This is a genomic window from Cupriavidus pauculus, from assembly GCF_002858765.1.
GTDB classification, from domain to species: domain Bacteria; phylum Pseudomonadota; class Gammaproteobacteria; order Burkholderiales; family Burkholderiaceae; genus Cupriavidus; species Cupriavidus pauculus_B.
Genome location: NZ_PJRP01000017.1, coordinates 137954 through 163707 on the forward strand (window position 1 = coordinate 137954; position 25754 = coordinate 163707).

At 60.7% G+C, this 25754-nt stretch carries 29 protein-coding genes; 13 read left to right on the forward strand and 16 right to left on the reverse strand.

What is annotated here, in order from left to right:
* Positions 1 to 108: 108 nt before the first annotated feature.
* The 6 genes from CYJ10_RS27120 to CYJ10_RS27145 form a co-directional block, all read right to left on the reverse strand.
* Complete coding sequence (locus CYJ10_RS27120; RefSeq protein WP_101684528.1) at positions 109 to 1323, reverse strand: DUF3734 domain-containing protein; 1215 nt, start codon at positions 1321 to 1323, stop codon at positions 109 to 111.
* A gap of 72 nt (positions 1324 to 1395) precedes the next feature.
* Positions 1396 to 2181: a 3-hydroxybutyrate dehydrogenase gene (locus tag CYJ10_RS27125; protein ID WP_180863081.1), complete on the reverse strand. Its 786-nt coding sequence runs from the start codon at positions 2179 to 2181 to the stop codon at positions 1396 to 1398.
* Positions 2182 to 2205: 24 nt separating this feature from the next.
* Positions 2206 to 2949: an acetoacetate decarboxylase gene (locus CYJ10_RS27130; RefSeq protein WP_101684530.1), complete on the reverse strand. Its 744-nt coding sequence runs from the start codon at positions 2947 to 2949 to the stop codon at positions 2206 to 2208.
* A 335-nt stretch (positions 2950 to 3284) separates the two neighbouring features.
* The gene (locus tag CYJ10_RS27135; RefSeq protein ID WP_101684580.1) at positions 3285 to 3860 is read right to left on the reverse strand and encodes a YbhB/YbcL family Raf kinase inhibitor-like protein; all 576 of its coding nucleotides are present in this window, start codon (positions 3858 to 3860) and stop codon (positions 3285 to 3287) included.
* Positions 3861 to 4083: 223 nt separating this feature from the next.
* Positions 4084 to 5091, reverse strand: coding sequence for a bestrophin family protein (locus CYJ10_RS27140; protein ID WP_101684531.1), 1008 nt, complete (start codon positions 5089 to 5091; stop codon positions 4084 to 4086).
* Positions 5092 to 5182: 91 nt separating this feature from the next.
* Entirely contained in the window at positions 5183 to 5770 is a 588-nt protein-coding gene (locus CYJ10_RS27145) for a TetR/AcrR family transcriptional regulator (protein ID WP_180863075.1), read from the reverse strand.
* 229 nt (positions 5771 to 5999) lie between these two features.
* Between CYJ10_RS27145 and CYJ10_RS27150 the strand changes: the two genes are divergently transcribed.
* Positions 6000 to 6659, forward strand: a complete 660-nt coding sequence (locus CYJ10_RS27150) for a response regulator transcription factor (protein ID WP_101684533.1) — start codon at positions 6000 to 6002, stop codon at positions 6657 to 6659.
* Positions 6660 to 6995: 336 nt separating this feature from the next.
* A complete protein-coding gene (locus CYJ10_RS27155; RefSeq protein WP_101684534.1) occupies positions 6996 to 8006 on the forward strand; it encodes a LysR family transcriptional regulator in 1011 nt (336 codons plus the stop codon).
* A 57-nt stretch (positions 8007 to 8063) separates the two neighbouring features.
* Here CYJ10_RS27155 and CYJ10_RS27160 read toward each other — a convergent pair whose 3' ends face one another.
* Complete coding sequence (locus CYJ10_RS27160) at positions 8064 to 8468, reverse strand: CBS domain-containing protein (protein ID WP_101684535.1); 405 nt, start codon at positions 8466 to 8468, stop codon at positions 8064 to 8066.
* 332 nt (positions 8469 to 8800) lie between these two features.
* On the reverse strand, positions 8801 to 9757 hold the full coding sequence (locus tag CYJ10_RS27165) for a GlxA family transcriptional regulator (protein ID WP_101684536.1): 957 nt from the start codon (positions 9755 to 9757) through the stop codon (positions 8801 to 8803).
* Between the two features lie 258 nt (positions 9758 to 10015).
* On the opposite strand from CYJ10_RS27165, the gene CYJ10_RS27170 reads away from it, so the two are divergent.
* The 3 genes from CYJ10_RS27170 (at position 10016) to CYJ10_RS27180 (ending at position 12296) form a co-directional block, all read left to right on the forward strand.
* Entirely contained in the window at positions 10016 to 10399 is a 384-nt protein-coding gene (locus tag CYJ10_RS27170; protein WP_101684537.1) for a hypothetical protein, read from the forward strand.
* A gap of 507 nt (positions 10400 to 10906) precedes the next feature.
* Positions 10907 to 11896, forward strand: coding sequence for an SLAC1 anion channel family protein (locus CYJ10_RS27175; RefSeq protein ID WP_101684581.1), 990 nt, complete (start codon positions 10907 to 10909; stop codon positions 11894 to 11896).
* Between the two features lie 73 nt (positions 11897 to 11969).
* Positions 11970 to 12296: a DMT family transporter gene (locus CYJ10_RS27180; RefSeq protein ID WP_101684582.1), complete on the forward strand. Its 327-nt coding sequence runs from the start codon at positions 11970 to 11972 to the stop codon at positions 12294 to 12296.
* A gap of 62 nt (positions 12297 to 12358) precedes the next feature.
* Here the strand turns inward: CYJ10_RS27180 and CYJ10_RS27185 are convergent, their stop codons facing one another.
* From CYJ10_RS27185 to CYJ10_RS27210, 7 genes are all read right to left on the reverse strand, one after another.
* Positions 12359 to 13636 carry a dicarboxylate/amino acid:cation symporter gene (locus CYJ10_RS27185; RefSeq protein WP_101684538.1) on the reverse strand — a complete coding sequence of 426 codons (1278 nt, stop codon included), beginning with the start codon at positions 13634 to 13636 and terminating at the stop codon, positions 12359 to 12361.
* Positions 13633 to 13887 (reverse strand): hypothetical protein, encoded by a 255-nt coding sequence (locus CYJ10_RS27190; RefSeq protein ID WP_101684539.1) that lies wholly within the window; start codon positions 13885 to 13887, stop codon positions 13633 to 13635. Before CYJ10_RS27190 ends, CYJ10_RS27185 begins: the two co-directional genes overlap by 4 nt.
* A gap of 131 nt (positions 13888 to 14018) precedes the next feature.
* Positions 14019 to 14801: an alpha/beta fold hydrolase gene (locus tag CYJ10_RS27195; RefSeq protein ID WP_101684540.1), complete on the reverse strand. Its 783-nt coding sequence runs from the start codon at positions 14799 to 14801 to the stop codon at positions 14019 to 14021.
* 29 nt (positions 14802 to 14830) lie between these two features.
* Positions 14831 to 15187: a hypothetical protein gene (locus CYJ10_RS27200; protein WP_101684541.1), complete on the reverse strand. Its 357-nt coding sequence runs from the start codon at positions 15185 to 15187 to the stop codon at positions 14831 to 14833.
* Positions 15184 to 15543 carry a hypothetical protein gene (locus CYJ10_RS27205; protein WP_101684542.1) on the reverse strand — a complete coding sequence of 120 codons (360 nt, stop codon included), beginning with the start codon at positions 15541 to 15543 and terminating at the stop codon, positions 15184 to 15186. The genes CYJ10_RS27200 and CYJ10_RS27205 overlap by 4 nt, the downstream gene beginning before the upstream one ends.
* Positions 15530 to 15838 (reverse strand): hypothetical protein, encoded by a 309-nt coding sequence (locus tag CYJ10_RS33935; RefSeq protein ID WP_146002131.1) that lies wholly within the window; start codon positions 15836 to 15838, stop codon positions 15530 to 15532. The genes CYJ10_RS27205 and CYJ10_RS33935 overlap by 14 nt, the downstream gene beginning before the upstream one ends.
* A 6-nt stretch (positions 15839 to 15844) precedes the next feature.
* A complete protein-coding gene (locus tag CYJ10_RS27210; protein ID WP_180863076.1) occupies positions 15845 to 16741 on the reverse strand; it encodes an alpha/beta hydrolase in 897 nt (298 codons plus the stop codon).
* A gap of 223 nt (positions 16742 to 16964) precedes the next feature.
* Here CYJ10_RS27210 and wrbA point away from each other — a divergent pair, with 223 nt between their 5' ends.
* From wrbA to CYJ10_RS27225, 3 genes are all read left to right on the forward strand, one after another.
* Positions 16965 to 17570: an NAD(P)H:quinone oxidoreductase gene (gene wrbA, locus CYJ10_RS27215; protein ID WP_101684544.1), complete on the forward strand. Its 606-nt coding sequence runs from the start codon at positions 16965 to 16967 to the stop codon at positions 17568 to 17570.
* 133 nt (positions 17571 to 17703) lie between these two features.
* Entirely contained in the window at positions 17704 to 18516 is an 813-nt protein-coding gene (locus CYJ10_RS27220; protein ID WP_180863077.1) for a MipA/OmpV family protein, read from the forward strand.
* Positions 18517 to 18660: 144 nt separating this feature from the next.
* Positions 18661 to 18942: a transcriptional regulator gene (locus CYJ10_RS27225; RefSeq protein WP_101684546.1), complete on the forward strand. Its 282-nt coding sequence runs from the start codon at positions 18661 to 18663 to the stop codon at positions 18940 to 18942.
* Between the two features lie 103 nt (positions 18943 to 19045).
* Here the strand turns inward: CYJ10_RS27225 and CYJ10_RS27230 are convergent, their stop codons facing one another.
* Positions 19046 to 19555, reverse strand: a complete 510-nt coding sequence (locus CYJ10_RS27230) for a hypothetical protein (protein WP_101684547.1) — start codon at positions 19553 to 19555, stop codon at positions 19046 to 19048.
* A gap of 161 nt (positions 19556 to 19716) precedes the next feature.
* On the opposite strand from CYJ10_RS27230, the gene CYJ10_RS27235 reads away from it, so the two are divergent.
* From CYJ10_RS27235 to CYJ10_RS27255, 5 genes are all read left to right on the forward strand, one after another.
* On the forward strand, positions 19717 to 21087 hold the full coding sequence (locus tag CYJ10_RS27235) for a hypothetical protein (RefSeq protein WP_146002132.1): 1371 nt from the start codon (positions 19717 to 19719) through the stop codon (positions 21085 to 21087).
* A 279-nt stretch (positions 21088 to 21366) separates the two neighbouring features.
* Positions 21367 to 23007 (forward strand): methyl-accepting chemotaxis protein, encoded by a 1641-nt coding sequence (locus tag CYJ10_RS27240; protein WP_308303012.1) that lies wholly within the window; start codon positions 21367 to 21369, stop codon positions 23005 to 23007.
* Positions 23008 to 23545: 538 nt separating this feature from the next.
* A complete protein-coding gene (locus CYJ10_RS27245; RefSeq protein ID WP_101684549.1) occupies positions 23546 to 23857 on the forward strand; it encodes a hydroxyquinol 1,2-dioxygenase in 312 nt (103 codons plus the stop codon).
* A gap of 342 nt (positions 23858 to 24199) precedes the next feature.
* Positions 24200 to 24658 carry a hypothetical protein gene (locus tag CYJ10_RS27250; protein ID WP_101684550.1) on the forward strand — a complete coding sequence of 153 codons (459 nt, stop codon included), beginning with the start codon at positions 24200 to 24202 and terminating at the stop codon, positions 24656 to 24658.
* 85 nt (positions 24659 to 24743) lie between these two features.
* Entirely contained in the window at positions 24744 to 25664 is a 921-nt protein-coding gene (locus CYJ10_RS27255; RefSeq protein ID WP_101684551.1) for a LysR family transcriptional regulator, read from the forward strand.
* Positions 25665 to 25754 lie beyond the last annotated feature (90 nt).

Sequence of the window (25754 nt, forward strand, 5' to 3'; positions counted from 1 at the left end):
GGCGAATAACCTCCCAAACTGCCGGGAGTGTGCCGGTGGACCTCCCAGCGGCGTGGAATTGCTGACGGCGCGCCTGATGATGAGCGAGGCGCCGCAGCGGAGGGTTGCCTATGGTTGACCGGCCTGACACCGATGGATGTCATGCGTGACGAACGGCGCGGTGTGCGTCGGCATGGCCAGCCACTCGGGGTGCGCCAATGTGCCTCGGATGTCGTCCAGGCCACTACGCCAGTGTTCGCGCATGGTCAGCGGGCCGAACTGGAAGTCCTTGGCGCTGCCTTCGAATGACTTGTCGCGATAAATCAGCTGGATGACGTTGCGCCGGGCATCGCAGGCATTTTCGGCTGCGCGCTGGTAGGCCTCGGTCTTTTGCTGTGCCGCCGGGACGAGGGCCAATACATCGCTGAGCAGGCGGCGGAAATTCTGCTGCTCGTTCATGTAATCGGTGATGAAGCGCGTGCGGCTGGAATACTGGATGTCTTTCTGGCGCGTGGCCACGGCCTGAAGCGTTTCCGGCAGGGCACCCTGCGCGCTCCACAGGTCCACCTGGAAGATTAGGGCGTTGCGGCGGGGTTGTTCACGCAGCAGCTTAGATAGCGGCGTGTTCGATACCAGGCCGCCATCCCAGTAGTATTCGCCATCGATCTCCACGGCGGGAAAGCCAGGCGGCAAGGCGCCGGAAGCCATGAAGTGTTCGGCGCGCAGCGTGGTGCGGGTGTTGTCGAAGTAGACGAAGTTGCCGGTGCGCACATTCACCGCGCCTACTGATACGCGCATCGTCTCGTGGCGGTTGATGCGGTCGAAATCGGCAAATCGCTCCAGCGTGGCCTTCAGCGGCCGCGTGTCGTAATAGCTTGCGCTATGTGCGCCCTCGGGCTGCACGAAGCCGCCCGGCCACAGGCGCGGCGAGAAGAAGCCGTTCTGTCCTTCCACCAGTGCGCGAGCGGCCTCGATACCGTCGAACCAGATGCGCATCGCATCGGGCCAATGTCGTGCACTGTCGGCAAGCACCTCATACGGGAACAGGCTGGGCAGCCATGGCTGGCGGCAGATGTGCTGCCAGAATGCGCGTAGGCGCTCCACGCGGTGTTCGGGGGCGTTGCCGGCAATGATCGCGGCATTGAGTGCGCCAATCGAGATGCCTGCCACCCAGTTCGGCTCGATCCCGGCTTCCGCCAGGCCTTCGTAGACGCCGGCCTGATAGGCACCCAGTGCGCCGCCGCCCTGCAGCACCAGTGCCTTGACGGCGTAGCCGCTATCGATGGCGGGGCGCGCCGTCGCGGCACCTGAGGTGCCCTGCAAGTCCGGTGTTTCCTGATACATGTCTGCTCCTGCCTGGTCGGATTTCACGTGGCGCCCGCCGGCAATGCGCCGGGGGCGGCATGGGGCACGCGGTTATTGCATGAACCAGCCGTGGCTCACTACGAACGACTGGCCCGTGAGCGCGGTGGATGGGAACGCGCACAGGAACAGAGCGGTTTGCGCCACGTCGTCGACGGTGGTAAACACGCCATCGACGGTGCCGCCCAGCATCACGCGGCGTACCACTTCTTCCTCGCTGATACCGAGTTCGCGGGCCTGCTCGGGAATCTGCTTGTCCACCAGCGGCGTACGCACGAAGCCGGGGCAGATCACGTGCGAGCGTACGTTGTGCTCGCCGCCTTCCTTGGCCACCACGCGCGCCAGGCCTAGCAGGCCGTGCTTGGCGGCCACATAGGCACACTTGAGCGGCGACGCTTCGTGCGAATGCACGGAACCCATGTAGATCACCGTGCCGCCCGTCTTGGCGCGGTACATGTGGCGAAGTGCCGCGCGTGTGGTCAGGAACGCGCCATCCAGATGGATGGACTGCATGCGCTTCCAGTCGGCAAACTTGTACTCGTGCACCGGCGCGACGATCTGGATGCCGGCGTTGGAGATCAGAATGTCGACGCCGCCGAAACGCTCCGCCACGGCATCGGTGGCGCGATCTACCGCGTCCTCGTCTGTGACGTCCATGGCCACGCCCATGGCGATGCCGCCTTCAGCCTCAATCGCACGCGCCACCATGACGGCGGCCTCTTCGTTGAGATCGGCCACGGCCACGGCCGCACCTTCCCGTGCGAGCAGTTGCGCGATAGCCTTGCCAATGCCGCTGGCGGCGCCGGTGACGATGGCCGATTTGCCTTGAAGTTTCATGATGATTCTCCGGAAATGGGATAAGGGTTACGGCTGCAGGTAGTCGAAGACAACTTCGCCAAGGCCAAGCGTCAGGTCGGCCACATAGTGCTTGGCGCCTAGGACGTCCAGCACGGGCAGCGAGGCCACCGGTGCCAGGGCATGCGGAAACAGCGAGAGCGCGGCAGGGCCGCTCCACGCGCCCTTGACCTCAACATCCTTGAGGAAGTAGCAGACCAACTCGCACACGCGCGCGGTGCCATCGACATGCGGCAGGATCTTGAGCAGGTAATTGGGGGTGCCGGCCAGCGCATCGCGTACCTGGGCATGGGGGATGCACTGGTGCTTGTAGCCCATGGTGCCCGTGGCCACGCGTACGGGGCCGTAGTCGAGCGTGCCCAGCAACGTGTCCTTCTCGACGGACAGGTGCGGCGTCGCCAGCTTCTTCGGAAACCCCCAGATCTCGCGACCGCCCGCCAACGGCGGATGGTCGTCCAGAAACATCGAATGTGTGTAGTTGCCCGGCCGCCCCTGATATGTCACCGGAATGACCTGGCCGGACTCCGTGTAATCGCCGAAACCCGTGGAGTCTGGCATGCGGATGAATTCGTAATGCACCACCGGGTCCGCAATTTCCAGCGGCTCCGGCACCACGGCGCGCAGCAGTTCGGGGTCGGTGCGATAGGAGATGACGAAGTACTCCCGATGCAGGAACCGGTACGGTCCCATCGGGTAGGCGGGGCTGGTCAGCGGCGTGGCGTACGCGCGCGCCCGGATTGTCTGGACATCCATGCGGCGAGCTCCTGGATTGATGCTGTGTCGCGATGCCGTTGTCCCCATGACAGCGGGTCAGCGCGGACTGGAATCATTCTGGAAGGCCAGGCGGGGTCCGCCTATAACACGTGGGTATCGGGACGGGAATCCTTACGTATGATCCGATGGCGAGCGAGTGGATCATCGACGGCTTGCCGCCCATTTTCGTTGCATGCGCGAGAGCGTAGGGGACAGCAAAGACCAACCTAGGGGCGAAAAAAAACCACGGCGGTTGCCGTGGCTGTCATTTGGGGGAAAGCGCGTGTTGGCGGTCTGGCGGCCGAAATGCCGGGATTTCTGGCAGATGCCGTGCCTCACTGTGATGTGCGGTGATACCTCGCAACATATTTCGCCTGCGCAATGATATTGCCGTGCATCTGATAGGCGACAAGCGCGGGACTCGAAGCCGGTTTGACGCCTATGCTGGCGACGGAAAGCGCGGAAACGGTGAAGACGTAGCGATGAGATTCCCCTGCAGGCGGGCAAGGCCCGCCGTACGTCGAGTTTCCAAAGTCTGTCAGCGTCTCGATGGCGCCGGCTGGCATTAGCGTGGCATTTCCTGACGCCCCTTTTTCGATCGATGTGACCGACGGCGCGATGTTGACGACGCTCCAGTGCGTCCATCCCAGGCCCCCAGTGGGCGCATCGGGGTCGTGGACGGTCAACACGATGCTCTTCGTTCCAGGCGGAACGTGTGACCATGAAATACGGGGCGACACATTGTCGCCATGGCAGCCAAAATCGTTGTAAACCTGCGCGTTCGCAAAATTGCCGTTCCGATCGAGATTTTCTACCTTGACCGTGAACGACTGGGAGAAGGCGACAGCGGGCACGAGGGCAAGAAGTGCCGTGGCCACAATTCTGTTTCGCGGAAGATTGTCCGATCGCATGATGTGTTCCTTTGAGAAGGTCAGTATGCCGTGGATACCCATAGATCCGTGCTTGGGCCGCCAACATCCGGAGCCCATGGCGAAGCTGATCTTAGGTAAGGACATTGCGCGCGAACAGGGCTGATCGGTTGCTCACAGTGTTGTCGGCCCGGCAACAATTTGAGGGGACCGGCGCTGGTGGACGACCGGGCAGGGGTGATGGCGTCGGACGGATTCGCGCCAGTTACAGCACCACGTCTTGCGCGACCGGGGCATCGGGAATGTCGCACGGCTCGCCCATCAGGTCCATCAGTTCGCGTTCGATCTTGCGGCTGATGTACGCCATCGGCACATCATTGGCATTGCCATCGAACGGATTCTCCGTGCTTTCGCCTACTTGCTCCAGCGCCAGGTACATCCACGAGATCATCGTGCTGAAAGGAATCACCAGCCAGATCATGTGGCCATGCATCATGCCGGACACACTGGCATTGAGCTTCTCGAACTCCATGAGAATGCCAAACGGCAGCAGCAGGCAGAATGTGCGGACGAACAGCTTGTTGATGACCGCATATTGCCGGGGATACGGATAGTCCTTGATGCGCTCCGCCCGGCCCTGCTGGTTGAAGAAGCCCCGGATCGTTCCGCCCAGCTCCATATAGAATCCGTTGGCGATCTCGCCGGCTTCGAGCACCCGCTTGATCGTTGCAGACTGAATGCCAAGCAGTCGGGTGGCCTTGCACGGGGACTGCATGACGGCATCGATCTCGGCTGGCGTCAGATAGCGCGCCAGCACCTGCGGCAAAGGCGTCTCCCATTCGGGGATCTGGTAATACTTGCGGAATTCGACGTTTGATTGCTTGCCCGCGTTCTCCCATATCCGCGGTGTACGCAGCTGATAGCGTAGCGCCGTCAGCCACGCGCAATGCCGCAGAATCAGCTCGCGGCCTGCCGGATGCCCGGTCAGGAAGTCGCGGCTCATCACCCCAAGGCACCGGCTGCCGTTGAGTATCTCGGTCCAGATTTGCTGTGCCTCCAGCGCGCGGCTATAGGTTTGCACATTCCTGAAGCCCACGATGAATGACGTGGCCGTACCCAGCAGCACCACTACCGGGATCGGTATCGTCAGCCACTTCAGCCCGAGACACTGATAGAGCAGGACGGGCAGCGTGGCACATGCCAGCGAGGCGTAAATCTGCCGCCTCGACCAGAACGTAAGCTCGGATATTGAGTACGATTTCCCCAGATGCATGCGCGGCTCTCACGGCGATGTGGCAGGGCCGGGAGCACTGCCGATTCTTTTGGCAGCCAATGATGCCAGAAACGGCCACTGCGCAGCGGCTTCAGGACTGCGCTGTGGTCACCATCGCCCGCAACGACAAGCCGATCAGATCGCCAGCCGAAGGGCCGGCGTGGAATTGCAGCGCGATGCCGAACGTCAACTCCATGACGAGGGCACCGAGTTCCAATGGGGTCGCCGGTGCGCGCCCGGCTGGAAAGATCTTCGTGACTACCATCCCGACCTGCGTCCATTGGTGGGTGAACATTTCAGTATGACGCCTGGTGAGCGCCGCATCCTGCTTGGCGTGCCGGATCAGGTCAAGAATCAATGAGCGCGGACCCGGTTCGCGCGATGTCTCCGTCGCCCATCGGCAAATGGCTGCAATCAGCTTCTCAGGATCTTCAATGCCGAGCACTGCGCGCTCCAACTCCGCAACGTCGTGGAAGCTGGCGTCCTCCACGTACTGAAGAAAGATGTCTTCCTTCGACGTGAAATTCGAGTAGAACGCTCCCTTGGTGTACCCCGCCTCTTCTACGATTCTGTCAATCGAGGCACCGCCCAGTCCTTCCCGAGCGAATACTTTGCCGGCCGCAGCCAGCAGCTTCTCACGCGTCAATGCGCGACTTTCCTGTCTCGTCAAACGTGCCATCGATACTGAACTCCTGGACTTGCGATTGCATGCGATGCCATAGGCGGTCGCGACACCTTCTACACGGCCGCGCAGCGCCATAGCGGCGGACGCCGTTGCTGGCCAGGCGCAAACCATCGTGAAGCAAACGACCACGACTGCAGAAAGGATGACAAACAATCAACTGGACAAACCAGTAAATGAGATACAGAATGGTATTCGGATACCAAATAGTATGTCAAATGTAGCGATGAAACCACCTGAATGCGCCTCGCATCCACCCAACGCCCGGACGCGGGCCGTGTATGTCGTCGACGATGATGAGTCCATGCGCCAGGCGCTCGCGCGCCTGCTGCGATCGGAAGGCCTGCATGTGGAGACGTTCGAGTCGACGCAGGAATTTTCTTCCTTCCCGAAGTACGACGCCCCCAGTTGCCTGATCCTCGACGTCCGGTTGCGTGGCGAAAGCGGGCTTGCGTTCCAGGAACACATCGCCAGAAGCGGTGGACACATGCCTATCGTGTTCATCACCGGCTATGGCGACATCGCCATGACCGCCAGGGCCATGAAGGCCGGTGCGGTCGACTTTCTGGCCAAGCCGTTCCGCGACCAGGACATGTTGGATGCCGTGGCGACTGCGCTGGCGCGCGACATCGATCGCCTGGCCGCCGAGCAATCGAACGCAAGCGTGCGGATTGCATACGCATCGCTTACGCCCCGGGAGCGCGATGTCATGAATCGGGTCGCCGTCGGTCAGATGAACAAGCAGATCGCCGCAGATCTTGGCATCAGCCTCGTCACCGTCAAATGTCATCGCGGCCAGGTCATGCGCAAGATGGGTGCGCGGTCGGTGGCGGAACTGGTAAGGAAGGCGGAATCGCTGAACCTGTCTTTGCGTTCTCCGGCGTAGGCCACGCGGCATCCGGATGCCGGTCTCCTTTTGCCACACATAGTCGCGCCCCGCAGGAAGCCAATCATTCGCGTTTCGAGAAAATCGAGGACCGTACCGTATTGGCTCGCGCAGTCCGACGACGCCTCGCTTGTTGCTGCCGGCGACTGCATCAGCGCTATCCCCGTATACGCAGGTATTACGTTCCAGTGCCAAAGTCGCAGCTGCTGCCAGCTTCGCGAAGTATGGTGGATTGGCGCCGCGCCGGTCATAGTAAGCGTACGCGGAGTTGAGGGGTCGCAGAGGGCGGCCAGGCAGCGCTCCCCGGCATTGGCCATTACCGGCCCGGAGTCATCGATGACACAACTGGATGTTCCTCAACGTGCGTTTCGTGCCGGAGTGCCGAACTGCATGGATTCCTTAGCAAGTTGTCTGGCGGCAAACTACGCGGGCATCCTGGCGTTCATTGCGGTAGCCACGGAAGGTAGTTTTATTCGCGCTGGAGAGCGGCTCGGCATTGGGCGCTCCGCGGTTTCCCGTAGCATTCAGCGCCTGGAGGATTCGCTTAGCACACGACTCTTCCGACGAACCACTCGCAATACGAGCCTGACAACCGAAGGTGAACGCTTCTTCCAGCTTTGCAGCATCGGCGTGAGCCATATCGTGGGCGCGGTCAACGACATGCTGGAACTGCGCGATGGCCCACCGCGCGGCCAGTTACGTGTGGCGTCGAGCGCAGGATTCGGCCGTAACGTAGTGGCACCGTTGCTGCTGAAGTTCTCCGATGCCTACCCCGACATTGCCGTCGAACTTGTGCTGGACGACAAGCCTGCAGACTTCGGCGCAGGGAACTTCGATGTGGCATTCCGTGATGGTTACCTCGAAGACTCCAGCATCATCGCCAAACAATTGGTGCCGATGGTACGCATGGTCTGTGCCTCTCCAGCCTATGTGCAAGGCCGCGGCTTGCCCGCCAGCCCCGAAGCGCTGACGCAGCATGACTGCATCAATCTGCGGCTTTCCAACGGGCGTTTGCAACCGTGGGAATTCCACATGATGGGGCGAACGATCTCGCAATTGCCGGCGTCACGGCTGACCTTCAACGATGCGGACCTCGTGCTGCACGCCGTGCTCGATGGCCGGGGCATTGCGCAGATGCCGATCCACCAGGTCTGGCGCCATGTCGCGCGCGGCGAGCTCCGTGCCGCATTGGCGCCGTACGCACCGCAGGATGGCGGCCACCACATCTGCTATCCATCCCGCCAGCACCTGCCCGTCCGCAGTCGCGCGTTCATCGACTTCATGACAGAGGCGATCCGCGAGCTTGACCTCACGGGGCGACGCGATGCATCGCGGGCGATGGCGTAGCGATGACGCATCGCCTGGCGTGGTTTAGCATTAGGTAGGAAAATCGCGGCGTTGGTCCTACTGTGTGGCCAACGCTTCCATCAGCACTTGTCGTTCGACAATGCCTAGATAAGCCCCATCCGCCGTCATGACCACCGGATCCGCAGGGTGGTGGTTCGCTGCCGATGACAGCAACCGCGCCACCTCTGTCACGTCCGCATCGACACCTAGTACGCGGGCTCGATGCGAAATGAACTGCAGGCAGGACTGTCGATCAATCCACGCGCTGTAGCACGGCAGTCCCACAACGTCTGCGACGAGGTCGCGGCAAATGATGCCGAGGGGTGTGTCGCCGTTTAGTACAACAATAGCCTGAGTGGATGGGTGTCTCGAAAGGATACCCAACACGTCGCCCAGGCTCGCCGTATGTTGCACGCCCGGGATGCACCGGGTGATGCGCTTCAGCAGAGGCAAGGCTGTCATTGTTGGGCTCCCAAAAGTTTTTACCGTGGCATCGCCAAGACGTGCGGCTAAACCGCTGGGAAGTGTCGTCGCGATAAAGCAGTCAGGTAGCGAGTGTATTAAGCCGTGGCATCTGTCACAAGACGACTGCCTGAGCAACACCGTTTCCAAAAAGAGCGCCAATTGACGCAACGGGTTGCCGTGTATCGGGAAGCAAGGCACTAATGGCATTGTCTGTTAAGATCGCCGGCGTCGCAGAACGAAACGGTTTCGTGCGCAGCCGGTGGCCGGCACGGCGCGAAGGCACCAATGCCCGACAGACACTCTCACGCGCACCGACCGCCGTTCGACTCTTAATCGCTTTGAAAGCGTTCGCGGTACTCAGCAGGGGACACGCGCATTTGCCGCATAAATGCGCGCCGCAAACCGTTGGGATCGTTGAAGCCCGTTACGGCAGCCACCCTTTTTAGCGGGCTGCGGGAATCTTCCAGCAAGCGCCGTGCGGCCTCCACCCGGGCACGCTCCACAAACTCGGCAGGCGTGACCTTCGATTCGCGCTTGAAAATGCGCGCGAAATTGCGGGTGCTCATTCCCGCCCGTGCCGCGAGCTCCTCTACCGAAAGTGGTTGGCTAAGGTTTTCCAGAATCCAGTCCTGCACGTCCCGGATTCCGCCTTTCTGCGCGACCTGTGCGGCCAGGTGCGTGCTGAACTGGGACTGCCCTCCGGGACGTTTGAGAAACATGACGAACTCGCGCGCTACCTTCAGTGCAAGAGGGCGGCCGAAGTCCTCTTCGACCATCGCCAGAGCCAGATCAAGGCCGGCAGTGACGCCGGCGGAGGTATAAAGATTGCCGTCCTTCACATAAATCTGATCGGGTTCCACGTGAACGGAAGGGAAGCGCTCAGACAGGCGAGACGTCTCGTTCCAGTGGGTGGTCACGCGCTTGCCATCGAGCAGGCCTGCATTCGCCAGCAGCATGGCCCCGGAGCACACCGAGGCGAGCCGGCGCACTGTCCCGGAATACCGATGCAGCCACTCCCGGATGGCCGGGTCTTCCTCGATCAGCTTCACCGAAGAACTGCCGGCAATGAGCAGCGTGTCGATGTCGGCGCTGCTCGTTCGCAGCGTGGCGTCCGGGGTGATTCGCATGCCGTTGGATGCCACGAGGGGGCCCTCCACCGCGGAAACGATCTCGAACGTATAGGCGGCCCGATCGCCTAGTTGGCGTGCGGCCTCAGCGAAAACGTCGATCGGTCCGACGAGATCCAGCATTTGCACCTTGGGAAAGGCCAGTACAGCAATTTTCATGGGTAAAGCTCATGGGCGGGGTGGGCAGGCACGCCGATCCGGCTATTGTCGATGGCCGGATTCTATGCAGAGTTTAGGCTTCTGCCAGTTGGAATGGCAGGGGATGCCGTCACGTTGGCCGAAATCTTCCGCACATTGATGTGGACTTTTGCTCACCTGATGCGAGGCGCCGTAATTCATACGGCGGTTGCGGCCAACATCGCAGCAAGCGCGGCCACCGCGCGAAAATTCCAGGCGGCGCCGTCTTAAGCTGGCGGCATGAAATACAGCATCCTTGCACTGACATGGCTGGTGGCCGGCTGCATGACGCAAGTCACGCTTGTCGACCCTTCCGGAAAATCCAGCTACTTCCAGCTCAATCCCGCGGTGCGCACCGTATCCGGCGCGATAGACGGCAAGCGTTATGCCGGCAGCTATGTCTTGAACCAGTCGACATGGCACCCCGTGTTTGCGGACGCGAGGGACAGATTGCACCAGCCGGCCGCGTGGACATCATCAGGCTCTTCGGGGCGGGCCCTGCTCTTTGCCACCGACGGTTCCAACCTGCATTGCGACTTCGCGTACCAGGGCCTGACCGTACTGGGCCGATGCCAGGCCAGCAGTGGCGTGCCCTACGTGCTGACGAGCGACAAGTCGCCCTAACTATTGGGCGCCGAAGCGGCAAGCGCCGGATCTGTCCGGAAATGGAAGCAGGTTGGCAGATACGCGATGTTGCGCATCGTTATCATGCCCCGGTCGATTCGCGTCAATCCTGGCGTGAGTCGACCACGCCAGCGCAGCGGGCAACCTGATGCTCCGTCAGGTGTGGCTGCTTTCGTTCCCATCGGAAGCAGTGACGGCCCGCCATGCACTTTGCGGGGCTCGGCTGGCGTGCTCCGACCCTTGCTTCCTCTGGGCAGTCCGGCGACGGATTGCCCATTTTTTTCTGCGTGGATGTGGCAAGCATTGCCAACGAAAATGCCGCGCAGCGCGCCTCCCTTCCCGCTGTCCTTCACCTCAAGGCGATTGGCTGAAATTGACACCTTGGCGATCTTTCGGTCCGCCTGTTGGGCTTCCATAATCGGTTCACCAGGCAGCGATCTTCGCAACGCCTATCGGCACACCAGACACATTCGGGTGCCGAACGAAGTCAAGCACATTGAGGACATCATGAGCACTGTCTCTACCGCCGCGACCCATTCTTCGGTTCCGCGCAGTTCGATCAAGCATCTTCCCGTCAATCTCTTCGGCGCCGTGATGGGCCTGTCCGGCCTCTCGCTTGCGTGGCGCGGCGCGCACGACCTGTTCGGCGTTGACCCGGTCATTGCACACGGTGTCGGAGTCATCGCCGTCGTCACGTTCGTGGCGTTGGCGGCCGGATACCTGGCCAAGTGGTTGCGCTATCCGGAAGCGGTCAAGGCCGAGTTCATGCATCCGATTGCAGGCAACTTCTTTGGAACGATCACCATCGCCATCCTGCTGCTGTCGTCAATTGTGGGCGAGTACAGCGAATCGTTTGGCCAGATCGTCTGGACGATTGGCACCGTTCTGACCATCGCCCTGACCTTCGTGATTGCCGGCCGGTTGTTCCGCGGCAAGGAAGACCCCGCACACGCCGCGCCTGCCTGGCTGATTCCCGGTGTCGCGACGCTGGATATTGCTGTGGCCGGTGGCACGATGCCGATGGCGTGGGCCCACGAAGTCACCATGTTCTCGATCGCGGTGGGCACCATGATGGCGCTGGTCTTCTTCACGATGATCTTCTCGCGTGTCGTGCACCACGAACCGCTGCCCAACGGCATGGTGCCGTCGCTGATCATCATGATCGCACCGTTCGAGGTGGGCTTCCTGGCCTATGTCAATGTCACGCAGCACGTGGACATGTTCGCCGGCCTGTTGTTCTACTTTGGCCTGTTCCTGTTCATCTCGCTGTCGTTCAAGGTGTTCCGCCGCTCGATTCCGTTTGCCGCTTCCTGGTGGGCGATCAGCTTCCCGATGGCTGCGCTTGTGAATGCTGCCCTGAAGTACGCCATGTATGCCAACACCTGGGTGCTGAACCTCCTGGCGGCCCTCCTGCTGTTCCTGCTTAGCGTCGCGATCCTGGTGCTTCTGGTTCGCACGCTTCACCGCCTCGTTACGCACCGTCTGCTGGTTGGCTGATCCCCTTGCCGTCCACGTCAGGCCCCTTCGGGGGCCTTTACTTTTGTTTGAAAGTCTGGAGATTGAATTGAACTTGTCATGGATGTTGCTCGGCATTGCCGGATTGCTTGAGATTGCATTCGCGTTCGGGATGAAGTGGTCTGTCGGTTTCAGCCGCCCAGGCCCTAGCCTCTACGCGATTGTCACAGGCATCTCCAGCATCTTTCTGCTGACGCTGTCGTTGCGTGTCTTGCCGGTGGGTACCGCCTATGCAGTCTGGACCGGAATCGGTGCCGCGGGCACTGCGATGGTCGGTATGCTCTTTCTCGGAGAATCTACGTCAATCGCCCGGATCGCGTGCATTGGCCTGATCCTTTGTGGCGTCATCGGGCTGAAGCTCGCATCGCCGGCTGTGCACTGAGCCAAACCGGCCAACTGATGGAAGCAAGCGGCTGCATCCGGTGCGGCCGCTTGCGCGACGCATCAGTGATAGCCAACGTTCCCGGCCGTTGGTACGTCTGACGGGTCACTGCGCGCATCGAAGCCGCCTTCACTGTGTGCAACGACAGCGGTTGCCAGCGCGTTACCCAGGACATTGGTGGCGGTGCGCCCCATGTCCAGCACGTGGTCGATACCGAGCACCAGAAGAATGCCAGCTTCCGGCAGGCCAAACATCGGCAACACGGCTGCCACAACCACCAGCGACGCGCGCGGGACACCGGCGATACCCTTGCTTGTCACCAGCAACACCAGCAGCATCGTCACCTGCTGCATCAGCGACAGCTCAATGCCGTAGACCTGCCCCACGAACAGCGCCGCGAACGATGTGTACATGATCGATCCGTCCAGGTTAAACGAGTAGCCAAGCGGCAGGACGAAGCTGACGATGCGCTCGCGGATACCGAATCGTGTGAGCTGGGCCATGACCTTTGGATAGGCAGACTCGCTGCTGGCCGTCGCAAATCCGAGTAGCAACGGCTCCCGGATTTCGCGTAGCAGTGCAAACACCCTGCGTCCCAGGAAGGCATAGCCCGCACCGATCATCAGGGCCCACAGGATTGCCAGCGAAAGGTAGACGCTGCCGAGCAGCTTGCCGTAGACCAGCAGCACGCCCAACCCTTGCGTGGCAATGACGGCCGATACCGCTCCGAATACGCCAGCCGGCGCAAACATCATGACCGCGCCGGTCAGTTTCAACATGACCTGGCCAAGCCCTTCCACGGATTGCAGCAGCGGTTGCCCGGCACCCTCCTTGAGGCGCCCCAGCGCAATACCAAAGAACAGCGAGAACACGACGATCTGCAGGATCTCGTTGGCCGCCATGGCTTCGACGATGCTCTTGGGAAATACGTGGGCAATGAAGTCGCGCAAGTTAAGCGAACTGGTCTTGAGGCTGGTGACGGCATCCGCAGCGGGTAGCGGCAGATGCATTCCCTTGCCAGGCAACGTGAGGTTGGCCATGGCCAGACCGAGCAGCAGCGAGACGATCGAGGCGGCGACAAACCAGCCCATCGCCTTTAACCCCACGCGTCCCACGGCGTTTCCGTCACCCATGCCAGCGATGCCACCGACCAGCGTGGCAAAGACCAGCGGTGCGATGATCATCTTGATAAGCCGGAGGAACACATCGCTGAGAATAGCGAGGTAGCCGCCGAGGCTTGCGGCAGCTTCGGGACCGTATGCGTAATGAGCGATTGCACCCACCACAATGCCGGCGACCATTGCCACGAAGATGTAGATGGGGAGTCGATGCTGTGTCATGGCTGCGTCGGCTCCGAGAGAAACTCGGCGATCGGCGCGTGCGGATCGATCTCAAAGACCTTGTCATCCAGAACCAGGCTTGGCAGTCGCTTGACCCCGGCTGCTTGCGCCTGGGTTGCACGTTCTCGTTCCCTGCTCAAGTCGATGACGCGTAAATCGTGCCGATCGGCGTCGATCAGGCGGGTCACTGCGTCGACGACAGACAGGCAGATGTTGCAGCCGTCGTGATACAGCGTGACTACTTTACTCATGATGCACTCCAGTGAATCGAATCGATGTCCCCCTCGGGATCGAAGGGGTCAACATCGGAAATCGATTATCGGAGTCGATACTTGCGCGCAGTACGTCGGCGGAGCGTCGGACTCTGCCAATCTTCCGTCAGCTACGGCCGTGCAGCGCGACCGAGGAAAGCATCGAGCGCGGCGAAGTACGCCTGGGAAGCTTCTGCACCAGGGAAGTGGCCAGCTTGCGGCAGCTCCACGTACTCACAATGGGGGATGCGCTGCGCGCAGGCGCGTCCTTCCTCGGGAGGATTCAGCGCGTCGTGACTGCCGCAAATCACCAGGCTTTGCGCGGTGACGCGCGGCAGGTCATCGCGAAAATCGAAGCCAGCCAGCGCATTGGAGGCAGCATGCATGGCTCTTTCATCGAGAAAGCATGACAGTTCTGTGGCAATCACCTGCTCGCGTACGCTTGCGGGTGTCTGCGGCGCGAACGCCTTGTTGAGCAGGAATATCTGCCTGTCCCGGTGTGAAAGGTGGGAGATGTCGTCGGCATGTGCCGCCAACAGGCGCGCCGATGAAGATGTGGTCCCGTGGCACTTCGGAACAACCAGCACCAGTTTCGCTACGAGCGACGGAAAGTGAGACGCCAGGCCCTGGACGATGTAGCTACCCATGGACGCGCCCAGCAAGGCGACAGGCTTGTCGCCGAGTATTTCCACCAGCGCGCGCAGATCCGCAACATGATCGTCGAGCGCGAAGCTCGCCGGGCGCGTCGATTTCCCATGACCGCGAGCATCGTAAGTGATGACTCGAAATCCAGGAGAGAAATGCGCGACTTCGGCGTCCCACACGCGAAGGTTGGCGCCGAGTCCGTGCACGAGCACGAGCGGCGTTCCGGCACCGTGCTCCTCCAGATTCAGCTCGATACCGTTGATAAGCATGTTTTGTACTCCCTGACGCGTATCAGTTGCTATCCCACGACTTCGAAGTCGAAGTTCTTCGCCAGTTCCGGAAGCAGGATTTCGTGGATGACCTCATGCACGCAACTCGCGCGCGGTGCTGCTCCGTACATGTGCCCATCGATCCTGATTCGTGCCCGCTCTCCACATGCCCCGACTTCATCAATCTGCAGTTCCAGCGCCATCGCGGCCAGGCATCCCGAGGCCAGCGCCGCGTGCCCGTCTGCGATCAGCTGGTCATAGCGCAATGAATAAGGATTGTGCAGATCGTTCCAGATCTGGAGCATGCCATTCCAGGCGCCTTCCAGTGTGCGAGGGTCCTTCAGTGCCAGCAAAACCGACTGACGCGGCGTGCCTTCTGTACTCACGTCTTCTCCCCGTTTTCCCTGTTCGCTCCGTGCTGACAGGGAGAATCGAACAATCCTGCGTCGCTGGCTTGCGCGTCGCGATACCGGAGACCCATCAGTTCCAGGGTTGCCCGGACCAGGCCGAGATGCCTGGCGCAATCGGCAGCCTTGAGCCGCCAGCGCAATGACGACGCCCCGCAGCCTGCAACGGACGGCGGTTCGAGAATCGACGTGGATGGCAGCAACGTCTCCAGGCTTACTTTCGCGCGGATAAAACGCGTGAAGACGTCATCGGGAACATTGAAGCCGCACGCAATCTCGAGGATGGCGGTGCCAGCCAGGCCATCGTCAATGCGACGGACGTCAACGATGGTCATCTAGGCCTCCAGGTGGCGTGAACCGAGCATCCAGCCCAAGAAAACACAGTGTCGATTCCATAGCCGTGGCGCAAGGCAAGGCGATATCAGTCAGTACGTCAAATGAGGCAAGGCATGTATCGGGAGTGTCCGACGTCGGCACAGGTGCGACGGCGAACATGTTGTCTGCGACCATCGTCAACGCCAGCAGGGCGACGATTGGCTCGGCACCGCCGCGCCATGCACCGGTCACGTTGCAATGGATACGGCGATGTTCACCGACGCGCGGGGCGATCGATATGATGATGCGTGCCACGATAGGTCAGGAAGAGAAACACTCACGGATGAACACCGCAGCCTGACGAATCGCGTCAGCGGCCTGCGGCAATTGCGTATGCCACATATGCCACGCATGGAACATGGACGGCCACACCTTCAGCGTTGTTTCGACGCCAACGTTGGCTGCGTTCGCGGCGATCCGCGTGGCATCGTCCAACAACACCTCGTTACCGCCAACGTGAATTAGCAGAGGCGGCAGACCAGACAGGTCGCCGAACAACGGGGACGCGAGCGGATGCCGCGGATCCTGGTGTTCCTGCAGATAGGCATGGGCAAAGTTCTGCAGGCCAGCCAAGGTGATGACCGGATCGGATGCGGCGCGCGAGCGGATCGAATCCCCGCTGAGACTCAGATCGGTCCAAGGCGAGATCAGGAAAGCACCCCGCGGCAGTGGCAATCCGTGGTGCACGCACATCATCATCAGCGCGATGGCCATGCCTCCGCCTGCGGAGTCACCGGCGATCACGATGGACGGGTCCTCTCCAAGACGCGTGAGCAGCCATTTGTAGGCATTCAATGCGTCGTGGAGGCCGTGCGGGAAGGGATGCTCCGGCGCACGGCGGTAGTCCACGGCGAACACTTCGCGCTGTGTTTCCAATGCCAGTGCGGCAGTGAGGGTTCGGTACTGTGCCGGACTGTGCATGACGTATCCGCCTCCATGCAGGTACAGGACGGCTTGGTTCCGACGTGCACCGGGGAAGGTGGTCCACAAACCTGGAACTTCGTCACCTTCAACAAAACGTACCCCATCCGGAACCGCGAGCGCATCGTACAGCGAATCAAAATGCTGGCGCATCTCCAGGACGCTACTGTTCTCGTCAAGTCGCGCGCTGTGTTGCCGTATCTGCGCGACGATGTCTTCAAGCTGGTTCGATGCCATGGCACTGCTCTCCATCGGGTTCTAACAGGTTGGATGATAGGCAGCACCATCACCGCGCATCAGACAGGACCGTGAAAGTCTCGGCCAACAGCCGGCCGGCTGTCCGAATTTGCGAGAAGGTTGGCGCAACATCGTACCCGGTGCCGACCTAGACTGCGTGTGCCTTATCTCAGCAGCGGCGCGACGGATGTGCCGCACGCCGATTCCTCCCTGTCAAGAACGCATGAAGAAGATCCTTGTTCTCTACTACTCCACGTACGGCCATGTCGAAGCCATGGCCTCCGCCGTGGCCCGTGGTGCATCGTCGGTGCCCGGCATCGAAGTGACCATCAAACGCGTTCCGGAGACGGTTTCGCGAGACATCGCCATACGCAAAGGCTTCAAGCTGGATCAGCCTGCTCCCGTCGCGGTGCCGGACGAACTCGCTAACTACGACGCCATTATTTTCGGCACGCCAACCCGTTTTGGAAACATGGCGGCACAGATGCGGCATTTTCTCGACATGACTGGAACGCTTTGGATGCAGCACGCCCTGGTCGGAAAGTTTGCGAGCGTCTTTACTTCGACGGGAACCGGCGGCGGTCAGGAAACGACCATCACGTCGTTCTGGCACAACCTTGCCCATCACGGCATGGTGATAGTGGGATTGCCCTATACCGCACCAGAATTGCGTGAAGTGGGCGATGCACGAGGCGGATCGCCTTATGGCGCAGCCACCATTGCAGGTCTTCGCGGCGAGCGCACACCAAGCGAGCAGGAGCTTGCTCTCGGCGAGTTTCAGGGAAGGCATGTCGCGAGCCTGATGGCTCGCCAAGCCGACGCGCAATAGTTCGCCTGACGCGGACTGCTTGATGCGCATGGTCTCGCTTCCGTGTTCCCCCCAATCAGCTCTCCAGACGTTTCTGCGTCGGGCCGGGCTCTTCTCACATGCAGTTGCGCGTCTTTCAACTCAAACTTGCTTTATGAAGTCCATTTTCACCCCATTCTTCACCTCATTCGCGGCATTCGCCATGACGTGCGCCGCATCCGCCCAAGATCTCCGGTCGCTTGCGCCATCCGTCCCAGCGGGCGATACCACTACCGTCACGATTGGCATTGGCGGAGGCATTGCCCCTCGATACTTCGGCAGCGATAGCTATCGCCATGTGGTCGCACCCGACTTCGCCGTTGCGAGCGCCGCGGGCTACTTCGCTTCGTTGTGGGACGGCGTCGGCTATCGCTTTTCCTCTGCGTCGGGCGTCTCCGGTTCCGTTGCGTTGGGCTACGACTTCGGCCGAACCGAGCACAATCGCGCCGGATTGCCGGGCTCGGATCACCTACGAGGAATGGGAAACATCGATGGCTCGGCACGAACCCGCTTGACGCTGGGTTACGCGCTGACGCCGCGCCTTTCCCTGAGCGGTACGGTGGATGTTCCGCTGGCCCACGGGCGCGGGATGTTTGGTCGGGCATCGGCGCAGTACCTGCTGCTCGCCGCGGCGCAGGATGATGTGGCGATTCAGGCGGGCCTGATCATTGGCAGCGGGCAATACAACCGGACGTACTTCGGTGTGAGTGATGCTCAATCGTCTCGCTCCGGTTTTGCGCCCTATTCGCTCGATGGCGGCCCGTTCGCCACCGAAGCCGCGATTGCCTGGCAGCACCGCTTTGATCGTCACTGGATGGTGATGAACACACTGAGCGTGTCGTCGCTGGTCGGGAAGGCCGCACGCAGTCCGATCGTCGAGCGTCGCATGTCGGTGATGGCGCTCTCGGGCGTTCGCTACACATTCTGAGCGGTGAGTTGGCATGCCGTTGGGCCGAGAATGCGTTCTCCTTGGCGCAAACTGTCCTGCCATTCTCCTTCTACGCCGTGGCTCCGGATGCTAGATTTTTAGCAAGCCCGCCGCGGGTCATGACAATACCGAAGGATAGCCATCATGGAACTGATCGATACCGACGAACACTCTCGCTTCCTCTCTATGCTGGAGCGACACGGTCTTCCCACTAATGACTTCATTCTGTCGGAAGTGGACACCACCGACCCCAAGACGGATGAAATCTTTGCGCTGCAAGGTTGGCTGAGCATCCGTCGACTGTCCAACAACCTGCAACGCGAATACCTCATCGGCGATGAGTCCGACTGGTTGGAGCACTTCAGTCGGGATGTACACGCTGGCGTATTCGGTTCATACGTATCCGGGCGCAGGCTGCATGGCTGAATCGACGCTGTCGATCTCACCGCACTGTTGAAGTGAATAGGGCTCCATGCCGGGCAGGCATGGAGCCCTTCTTCATAAGACGCTCGTCCATCCCGGTCGCAGGTCACGCGGAGGTCTTCTGCAGGCCATCTGGCGCCACGTCGTAGCCTGCCTTTTGCGTGACGATTCTGACGTGTACGCCTGGACCAGGCCCTTGCCACATCTCACTCCCGACCCTGTGGCCCTTTATCAGAAACACCACGCGCTGTGCGCGGACGGATTGCAGCGCGGTGGAAACGACAGTCGGTACCTGGGTCACGTCTGCTGCCTCGCGGATGGCGACATCCGCCGTCGTGATCGACATCGCTGCGAACGATTCCGACGAATGGAACATGATGGTCCGCTGCGCCTGTGAGGCATCCTGCCCGGTCACGATGAAGCCCGCGTCCATGTAGTCGTCGGTCGGATACTGTGTCATGCCGGATCGGGCTTCACCGAGATGGACCCGGCGTTCGGTGCCGGCCGACACGTGTCTGAGCACATCGTCCGCAACGCCTCCGCCGACATCCACGAATTCGCCATCACGCAGCGCCATTGCAACTTGCTGGGCCATCTGGTCCGGCGTCCAGGACATAACGTTCTCACGAAAGGATGTTTTGGCAATCTACCCAAGACAGTGAGATTGCTTGCGCCGGACTTGCCACACCGGCCACCAATCCCATCGCGTCGGCAGACAACCTTGACGTCTCGGGGCGACGTTTGGCCTTAACCGCGCCGAATTTGGCCGGTATTAGGATGTGGCTGGCATTGGCGCGCCAGATGGGCGTTGCTAGATTGAATGCATCCCGGAAGCAATACATCGAAGCCATGCCGCCCATTTCCTTCCCGTCGACCGATTTGTCGCTGCAAGAGGCCAGGTGCCTCGCGCTAGGCATCTTGGCTACGCGCATTGGCAGAGCGGAAGCATTGCTTGTCTTCCTGGTCGATGACTGGCTCGCCAGTCCTGATCCCAGCACATTCGAGACGGCCTGGAACAACATGCTCGACGACCATGGGATCGCGAATGCTGACCGATGGATGGCATCCATGATGCCCTCGGGGACAAAAGTTCCGAGGGCACCAGCACTCCCTGCGCCACCGCGTGCTGGCATCGAGACGTGGCAGAAGGGCCGGCTTCTCACCTGGCGAGGCTATTCGGACATCGTGCTTTGTAGCGTCACCACAACTCTGGCGGCGATCATTGCTGGCATGGGCGTGGCAGCATGGATGCCCGATACGCTGACGCGGACCGCGATTGCTACCGTGTTCTCGATGGGCGCGGCCTGGATTGCGGACAGATGGCTTTGCCGCACCCTTAGCCGGCGGGCTACGTCACGTTCTCGTGCCCTCACGGAGGCGCGTGAACGCCTTATCAATCATTGTCGTCGCACACTGGCATCGGTCCACGCACGATTCCAGTCCTGGTCCTATCACTTTGAACGCTGTATGCCACTCACCACTATTAATGAAGACGCACCCTCCTCGCATTGTGAGCATCGGGCGTGTTTGTGGAAAGACGATCTGGCGTCCGTCCTGCTTGCGGAAGTTGCTTTGGGGTGGGACGGCACGACGGCGCCGCGCAGTGCCAGCGACGCATGCAATCTCCTGGGGGCAGGTGGCGCGACGAGTATTCGCGGGAGGCTGAAGGCGCCAGGCACTGCTTGGTGTCAACCATCAGAGGAAGACGTGGAGAACACTATCAGAACCATCGAGATGGCTTGCATGGAAGAGATGCGCCAGAGCACTGCGCAGCCGGAACGCAGCGGAAGATTTGCCAGCTTCATAAACCTCGCCATGTCGCCATTCGCGGGCCTTCTTGAGGTGCTGGCCGGGAAGCCGCGCGCCGTGGCGCGCAGCCTGTTCATGGGATCTCGCTATCTCGGCTGGAACACACCCGAAGCGCAGTGGCTGCGGCACGCCAGTCTCCTGGCCAAGGGCTCCGGCTTGCTATTGATCGTAGCGCCCCTTGTCGCCACCGCAATTGATGTCTACGTCCGTACGAGAGCCCATCGATTCGCGCGTGCGAATTTCGCACGGGCGCGTCGCATGAGAATCGCGTTGCGCGCGGTGATTCGAAGTACCGTTTTCACCCGCGAGCGCCAGGAGGAGCCAAACTCGAGGAGTTGATGCGCTTGGCCACGAACCGGCTTTGGCGTTCGACCAGCGTTGCGATCGGGCTGTCGGCGTCGCCAGCTTTAAGGCATGGATTCGCTGTTCCGAGAGGCGTCGGGGACCGAAGCTTTCAGTTTTGGCCACCGTCATCTGGTCGTTGAGATCTGAAGGATGGTCGGCTGATGGAACAGGCCGGCCTTGGAAGGCCCGGTTTCCGGTCGCGACCTATACCCCACTAAAGTTGGGTTGAGGATGTCATGGGAACAGCCGTTCTGCAAGCGACAGTGCCTAATCTTGCTCGTCAACTACGCGGCAGGGGCAGACAAAAACCAAGCAAAACCTATTGCCGAGGCCGTAGGGAAAATGGGGATACGAATGGCGTTCATCGGCAACATGAAGATTGGCAAGCGGCTGGCTCTTGGCTTCTCCCTGATTCTGGCATTTTCCATTGCAATTACCGCAATCGCCATCTGGCGGCTGGACAACGTCGCAGCCGCGACGCGCGAGATGATGAAGGTGCCGCTTCTCAAAGAGAGACTGATTGGCGACTGGTATGCCAATCTGGCATCGGGCATCCGACGCACTAGCGCAATCGCGAAGAGTAGTGATCCTGCGCTGGGCCCTTATTTCGCCGAAGAAGCAGCGGCGTCGTCCAAGAGTTCAGGCGAACTTCAGAAAAGAGTGGAGGCCCTGATTTCCACGGAAGAAGAAAGGGCGCTGTTCGGCAAGATCGGCGAGTCGCGGAAGGCCTACTTGAGTTCTCGCGATGAGATTAACAAGGCTAAGGCGGCCGGTAATGTCGATGAAGCCACACGTATTCTGGACAAGGTGTTCACCCCGGCAGCGAACGCCTATCAGGGCACCATGCGCGAGCTGGTTGAAGTGCAGCGACGCACCATTGACGATACCGCCAAGGACATTGATGGCGTTGCGGCTAAAAGCCGCGCTCTACTGCTCCTGCTCGAAGGACTCATTCTGATTCTTGGGATCATCTGTGCGTACTTCCTGACTCGCAGCATCAGCCGTCCGCTGGCACAGGCTGTCAGCGTGTCGCGTCGCGTGGCCGATGGTGACTTGTCCAGCGAGATAGTGGTGACATCCAGTGACGAGACTGGTGAGCTGTTGCAAGCGCTGAAAGACATGAATGACAAGCTCGGAGGCACGGTCGGAAATATCCGATCGGCCAGTGTGGCGGTCGCCAGCGCCGCCGGGCAAATTGCATCCGGCAATTTGGATCTGTCTTCTCGCACCGAGGAGCAGGCTGCTTCGATTGAGCAGACTGCGGCCAGTATGGTCGAGCTGACGGAAACGGTGAATCAGAATGCCGACCATGCGCGTCAGGCGACTTCCCTCGCGGGAAGTGCCAGAGAGATGACGGAGTCCGGGCGCTCCGATGTGGCCGCGATGGTGCAGACGGTTGGTGAGGTGAACGCCGAGTCGAAGAAGATCGCAGAGATCACCGGCATGATTGAAGGAATCGCATTTCAGACGAACATCCTGGCGCTCAATGCTGCAGTTGAGGCGGCACGTGCTGGTGAGCAAGGACGAGGCTTCGCGGTTGTCGCTGGCGAGGTACGATCGCTGGCGCAAAGGGCGTCTGGCGCCGCTAAGGAAATCAAGGAGCTGATCGAGACGTCAACTGTGAAGGTGCAAGTTGGCGCTCAGCAGGCCGAGGGTGTGAGTGCCGCGATGGAACGGATTAGTACGGCAATCGAGCGCGTCTCGGACATTATCGGCGAGATTTCTGCGGCATCTGACGAGCAGAGCAAGAACCTTGAACAGGTGAGTCTTGCCATTGCCCAGATTGACCAAGCCACTCAGCAAAATGCAGCGCTGGTCGAGGAGTCCTCCGCAGCAGCACAGGCTCTGCGCGAGCAGGCAGTCGGTATGAAGGACGAGGTGATGTACTTCAAGACCGCAGGCCAATTCGCGTAAGGGCGAAGCCTGCGTGCTCTGCACGCCTGCGGCTTGCGCGTGCTGTACAAGCCCATCGCGGCCGAGCGCCTGCGCGAACTGATCACAGAAGTGGGTAGCACGGGCGACCGGCAACCCTCGACCGACCACGCGCTCGCCTGAGCGCGTCGCCAGCCGGTTCAACCGGCCGGGCGCCTGCCTGCTCGCCGTCCCTTCTGTACGGCCATCGCGCGCCCTGCCGCGTTGGATGTTGCCAAAACGGCGACCTGAACCACCTGGAAGTCCCTGAAAGCGCCTTGCGAGGCGCTTTTTTTTGCCTCTACGCCACCACTTCCCGGCTTTTACCTCCTGTCCCACCGCGTTTTTGTACGCCTGTGTATCCGGGCAGGCCGGTGATACGCGTCCAGACAGAACCGGCGGCAAGTCGCTACGGGCGCGATACGTGGGCCGACTTAAATACGTTCCATGGCAGCGCGACGCAAGACCGGAAACGACGGCGCGAACGCTGACACGGCATCACAAGACTGCAAACCGCTCACGTATCCAAAGGAAACCGATCATGTCCAAGACTCTTACCGCCCGCCTGGTTCTCGCCGTTGCCCTGGTTGCCGCCGCTGCCGGCGCACAAGCCTCTGTCCTGAGCGCCCGCGACGCGTACACCGATGGTGCCCGCACGGCCACGGAAGCCCGCGACCCGTACACCGAAGGCGCCCGTTCGGCTGACCCGTTCCTCGACGGTGCCCGCTCGGTGCAGGAGCCACGCAGCCCGTACACCGATGGCGCCCGCACGGTGGCGGGTCTGGACCGCACGGGCGTCTCGGCCCCGCCGGCCCGTTCGGCCGATCCGTATCTGGATGGCGCCTACGCCTGAGCCGACCCGGCCGCCCCGCGCGGAGCGGCAGATGAAAAAGGCTGCCGGCGTTCCTGAGAGAAGACTCTACGGGCCGACCAGGCACGATGGCGTCTCGTCATCCATGACGACTGAGCGCATGAGCGACCGGCCTTGATGAAAGGGGAGGTCGGCCGAATCGATTTCGGGCGATGAAAACTCATCGTTGTTGTGTGCGATTCCTTCGCTCTTTGCGACCGCTACAAGAACGCACACCGCCTTCGTTTCATTTCTGAAACGTTGACTTTCTGATTCTTGCGTTTCTAAAAAGAAATGTTGACGTTACTCTTTCGGCGCAAACAACGATGAATGATTCCTCAAGCCATGAGCCAGATCAGCAGCATCACGCAGAACCATTCAACGCCGAGCTACACCTCCATTCCTCCGCAGTCTGAGCAGGTGACTCCGCAGAGCGCAGAAGCTAATGCCGATGGACAAGAACATGGCATAGAAGGCACCGCCTCGCCGTCTGACACCAAGGGACATGAGGCCGGAACCAGCAGCGAAAAGAAGTCGCACCTATCGGAGTCTGCCAAATCAATCAAGGATCAGATCGAGCAGATGCAAAAGCAGCTCGCCGAACTGCGGGAACATCTGCAGTCCGTGCAGTCGGAGCAGCGAAATGAGCGCGAGAAGGCAGCAATGATGGCTGCTATGGAAACCCAGATGGCGATGCTGCAATCTTCTATCATGGTTGCGACCATGAAGCTCGCGGAAGCGATGGCGAACGAAGGGAGCGATATTCTGGACAGCACAGGCGGATACCTTCCGCCTCGCAGGTAAAGCAACAGCATCGAGCGTTGAGTAGCGCCCTGCGCGGGTTCTGCCTGGTGGTAGGGCGTGATGATATCCACGGTGCGCAAGGGCAATGAGGAAGCTACCTGATTTCGAAGGATTGGCGATGTTTGCCAAAGTGGCAGAGGAGGGCTCGTTTGCCGCAGCGGCAAGAGTCATGGACGTCTCTGTACCAACGGTGTCCCGAGCGATAAGCAGACTGGAGGGCCGACTTGGGGGCAGGCTGCTGAATAGGACCTCACGGCAGCTATCGCTTACCGAGTTCGGACATCAGATCGCCAGCAAAGCCGCGGAAATCTATCGGCAGGCTGAAGAGGCAGAGCATGAAGCCCTGGAACTTTCCGAGAATCCCCGCGGACGGGTTCGGATTGCCATCCCGATGTCCTTCGGTCTTCGATGGGTGGCTCCATTGCTTCCCAAGCTGATGGACAGGTATCCAGAGCTGTCGCTGGATCTACATCTTTCCGACGCAACGGTGGATATTGTGGCCGAGGGGTTTGACGCTGCGTTGCGGATTGCTTCGCTGCCTGATTCTTCCCTGGTTGCCCGCAAAATTTGCTCGGTGACACAATATCTCGTGGCGTCTCCAGCCTATCTTGAGGCGCATGGACGCCCAGCCCATCCCCGTGAGTTGGCAGGCCGAAAGTGCCTCAGTTATGCGTTTCGGGCACGCCCCCAAATCTGGCAGTTCACGCACGACAGTGGATATCAAGAGGAAGTGGTGCCTTCCGGGCCCCTTCGCGTCACAAACTCCGATGCGATGATTCCCATTTTGCTGGAGGGCATCGCCATCGCAGAGTTGCCCGAATTCATCGCAGGGGAGTACCTGGCGAACGGGCGCCTTGAACGGATTCTCCCAGACTGGAACATGACGCGGGGCGGACTCTATTTTGTCACGCCATCTGCGCGGAGCAAGCCGGCCAAGATTCGTGCGGTATCTGACTTTTTTGCAGAAAATCTGTCCGATCCGTTATGGCAGTGGCCCCGGCAGTAAATCAATGCAGCTAGGAGATGACGCCGGGAAAGGCGTTCAGCCTTGCTCCCGGCGAGCCTTAAAAAGAAGGGGTGCTTATTTGTGACTGCC

What these genes read in the sequence shown, in the direction of transcription:
- CYJ10_RS27185 (WP_101684538.1), bottom strand. Translation starts at nt 13,636, where the DNA reads ATGACACAGCATCGACTCCCCATCTACATCTTCGTGGCAATGGTCGCC.
- CYJ10_RS27195 (WP_101684540.1), bottom strand. Translation starts at nt 14,801, where the DNA reads ATGCTTATCAACGGTATCGAGCTGAATCTGGAGGAGCACGGTGCCGGA.
- CYJ10_RS27130 (WP_101684530.1), bottom strand. Translation starts at nt 2,949, where the DNA reads ATGGATGTCCAGACAATCCGGGCGCGCGCGTACGCCACGCCGCTGACC.
- wrbA (WP_101684544.1), top strand. Translation starts at nt 16,965, where the DNA reads ATGAAGAAGATCCTTGTTCTCTACTACTCCACGTACGGCCATGTCGAA.
- CYJ10_RS27190 (WP_101684539.1), bottom strand. Translation starts at nt 13,887, where the DNA reads ATGAGTAAAGTAGTCACGCTGTATCACGACGGCTGCAACATCTGCCTG.
- CYJ10_RS27160 (WP_101684535.1), bottom strand. Translation starts at nt 8,468, where the DNA reads ATGACAGCCTTGCCTCTGCTGAAGCGCATCACCCGGTGCATCCCGGGC.
- CYJ10_RS27155 (WP_101684534.1), top strand. Translation starts at nt 6,996, where the DNA reads ATGACACAACTGGATGTTCCTCAACGTGCGTTTCGTGCCGGAGTGCCG.
- CYJ10_RS27230 (WP_101684547.1), bottom strand. Translation starts at nt 19,555, where the DNA reads ATGTCCTGGACGCCGGACCAGATGGCCCAGCAAGTTGCAATGGCGCTG.
- CYJ10_RS27255 (WP_101684551.1), top strand. Translation starts at nt 24,744, where the DNA reads ATGAGGAAGCTACCTGATTTCGAAGGATTGGCGATGTTTGCCAAAGTG.
- CYJ10_RS27175 (WP_101684581.1), top strand. Translation starts at nt 10,907, where the DNA reads ATGAGCACTGTCTCTACCGCCGCGACCCATTCTTCGGTTCCGCGCAGT.
- CYJ10_RS27150 (WP_101684533.1), top strand. Translation starts at nt 6,000, where the DNA reads ATGAAACCACCTGAATGCGCCTCGCATCCACCCAACGCCCGGACGCGG.
- CYJ10_RS27235 (WP_146002132.1), top strand. Translation starts at nt 19,717, where the DNA reads ATGTGGCTGGCATTGGCGCGCCAGATGGGCGTTGCTAGATTGAATGCA.
- CYJ10_RS27170 (WP_101684537.1), top strand. Translation starts at nt 10,016, where the DNA reads ATGAAATACAGCATCCTTGCACTGACATGGCTGGTGGCCGGCTGCATG.
- CYJ10_RS27140 (WP_101684531.1), bottom strand. Translation starts at nt 5,091, where the DNA reads ATGCATCTGGGGAAATCGTACTCAATATCCGAGCTTACGTTCTGGTCG.
- CYJ10_RS27145 (WP_180863075.1), bottom strand. Translation starts at nt 5,770, where the DNA reads ATGGCACGTTTGACGAGACAGGAAAGTCGCGCATTGACGCGTGAGAAG.
- CYJ10_RS27220 (WP_180863077.1), top strand. Translation starts at nt 17,704, where the DNA reads ATGAAGTCCATTTTCACCCCATTCTTCACCTCATTCGCGGCATTCGCC.
- CYJ10_RS27210 (WP_180863076.1), bottom strand. Translation starts at nt 16,741, where the DNA reads ATGGCATCGAACCAGCTTGAAGACATCGTCGCGCAGATACGGCAACAC.
- CYJ10_RS27245 (WP_101684549.1), top strand. Translation starts at nt 23,546, where the DNA reads ATGTCCAAGACTCTTACCGCCCGCCTGGTTCTCGCCGTTGCCCTGGTT.
- CYJ10_RS27135 (WP_101684580.1), bottom strand. Translation starts at nt 3,860, where the DNA reads ATGCGATCGGACAATCTTCCGCGAAACAGAATTGTGGCCACGGCACTT.
- CYJ10_RS27225 (WP_101684546.1), top strand. Translation starts at nt 18,661, where the DNA reads ATGGAACTGATCGATACCGACGAACACTCTCGCTTCCTCTCTATGCTG.
- CYJ10_RS27120 (WP_101684528.1), bottom strand. Translation starts at nt 1,323, where the DNA reads ATGTATCAGGAAACACCGGACTTGCAGGGCACCTCAGGTGCCGCGACG.
- CYJ10_RS27250 (WP_101684550.1), top strand. Translation starts at nt 24,200, where the DNA reads ATGAGCCAGATCAGCAGCATCACGCAGAACCATTCAACGCCGAGCTAC.
- CYJ10_RS27165 (WP_101684536.1), bottom strand. Translation starts at nt 9,757, where the DNA reads ATGAAAATTGCTGTACTGGCCTTTCCCAAGGTGCAAATGCTGGATCTC.
- CYJ10_RS27205 (WP_101684542.1), bottom strand. Translation starts at nt 15,543, where the DNA reads ATGACCATCGTTGACGTCCGTCGCATTGACGATGGCCTGGCTGGCACC.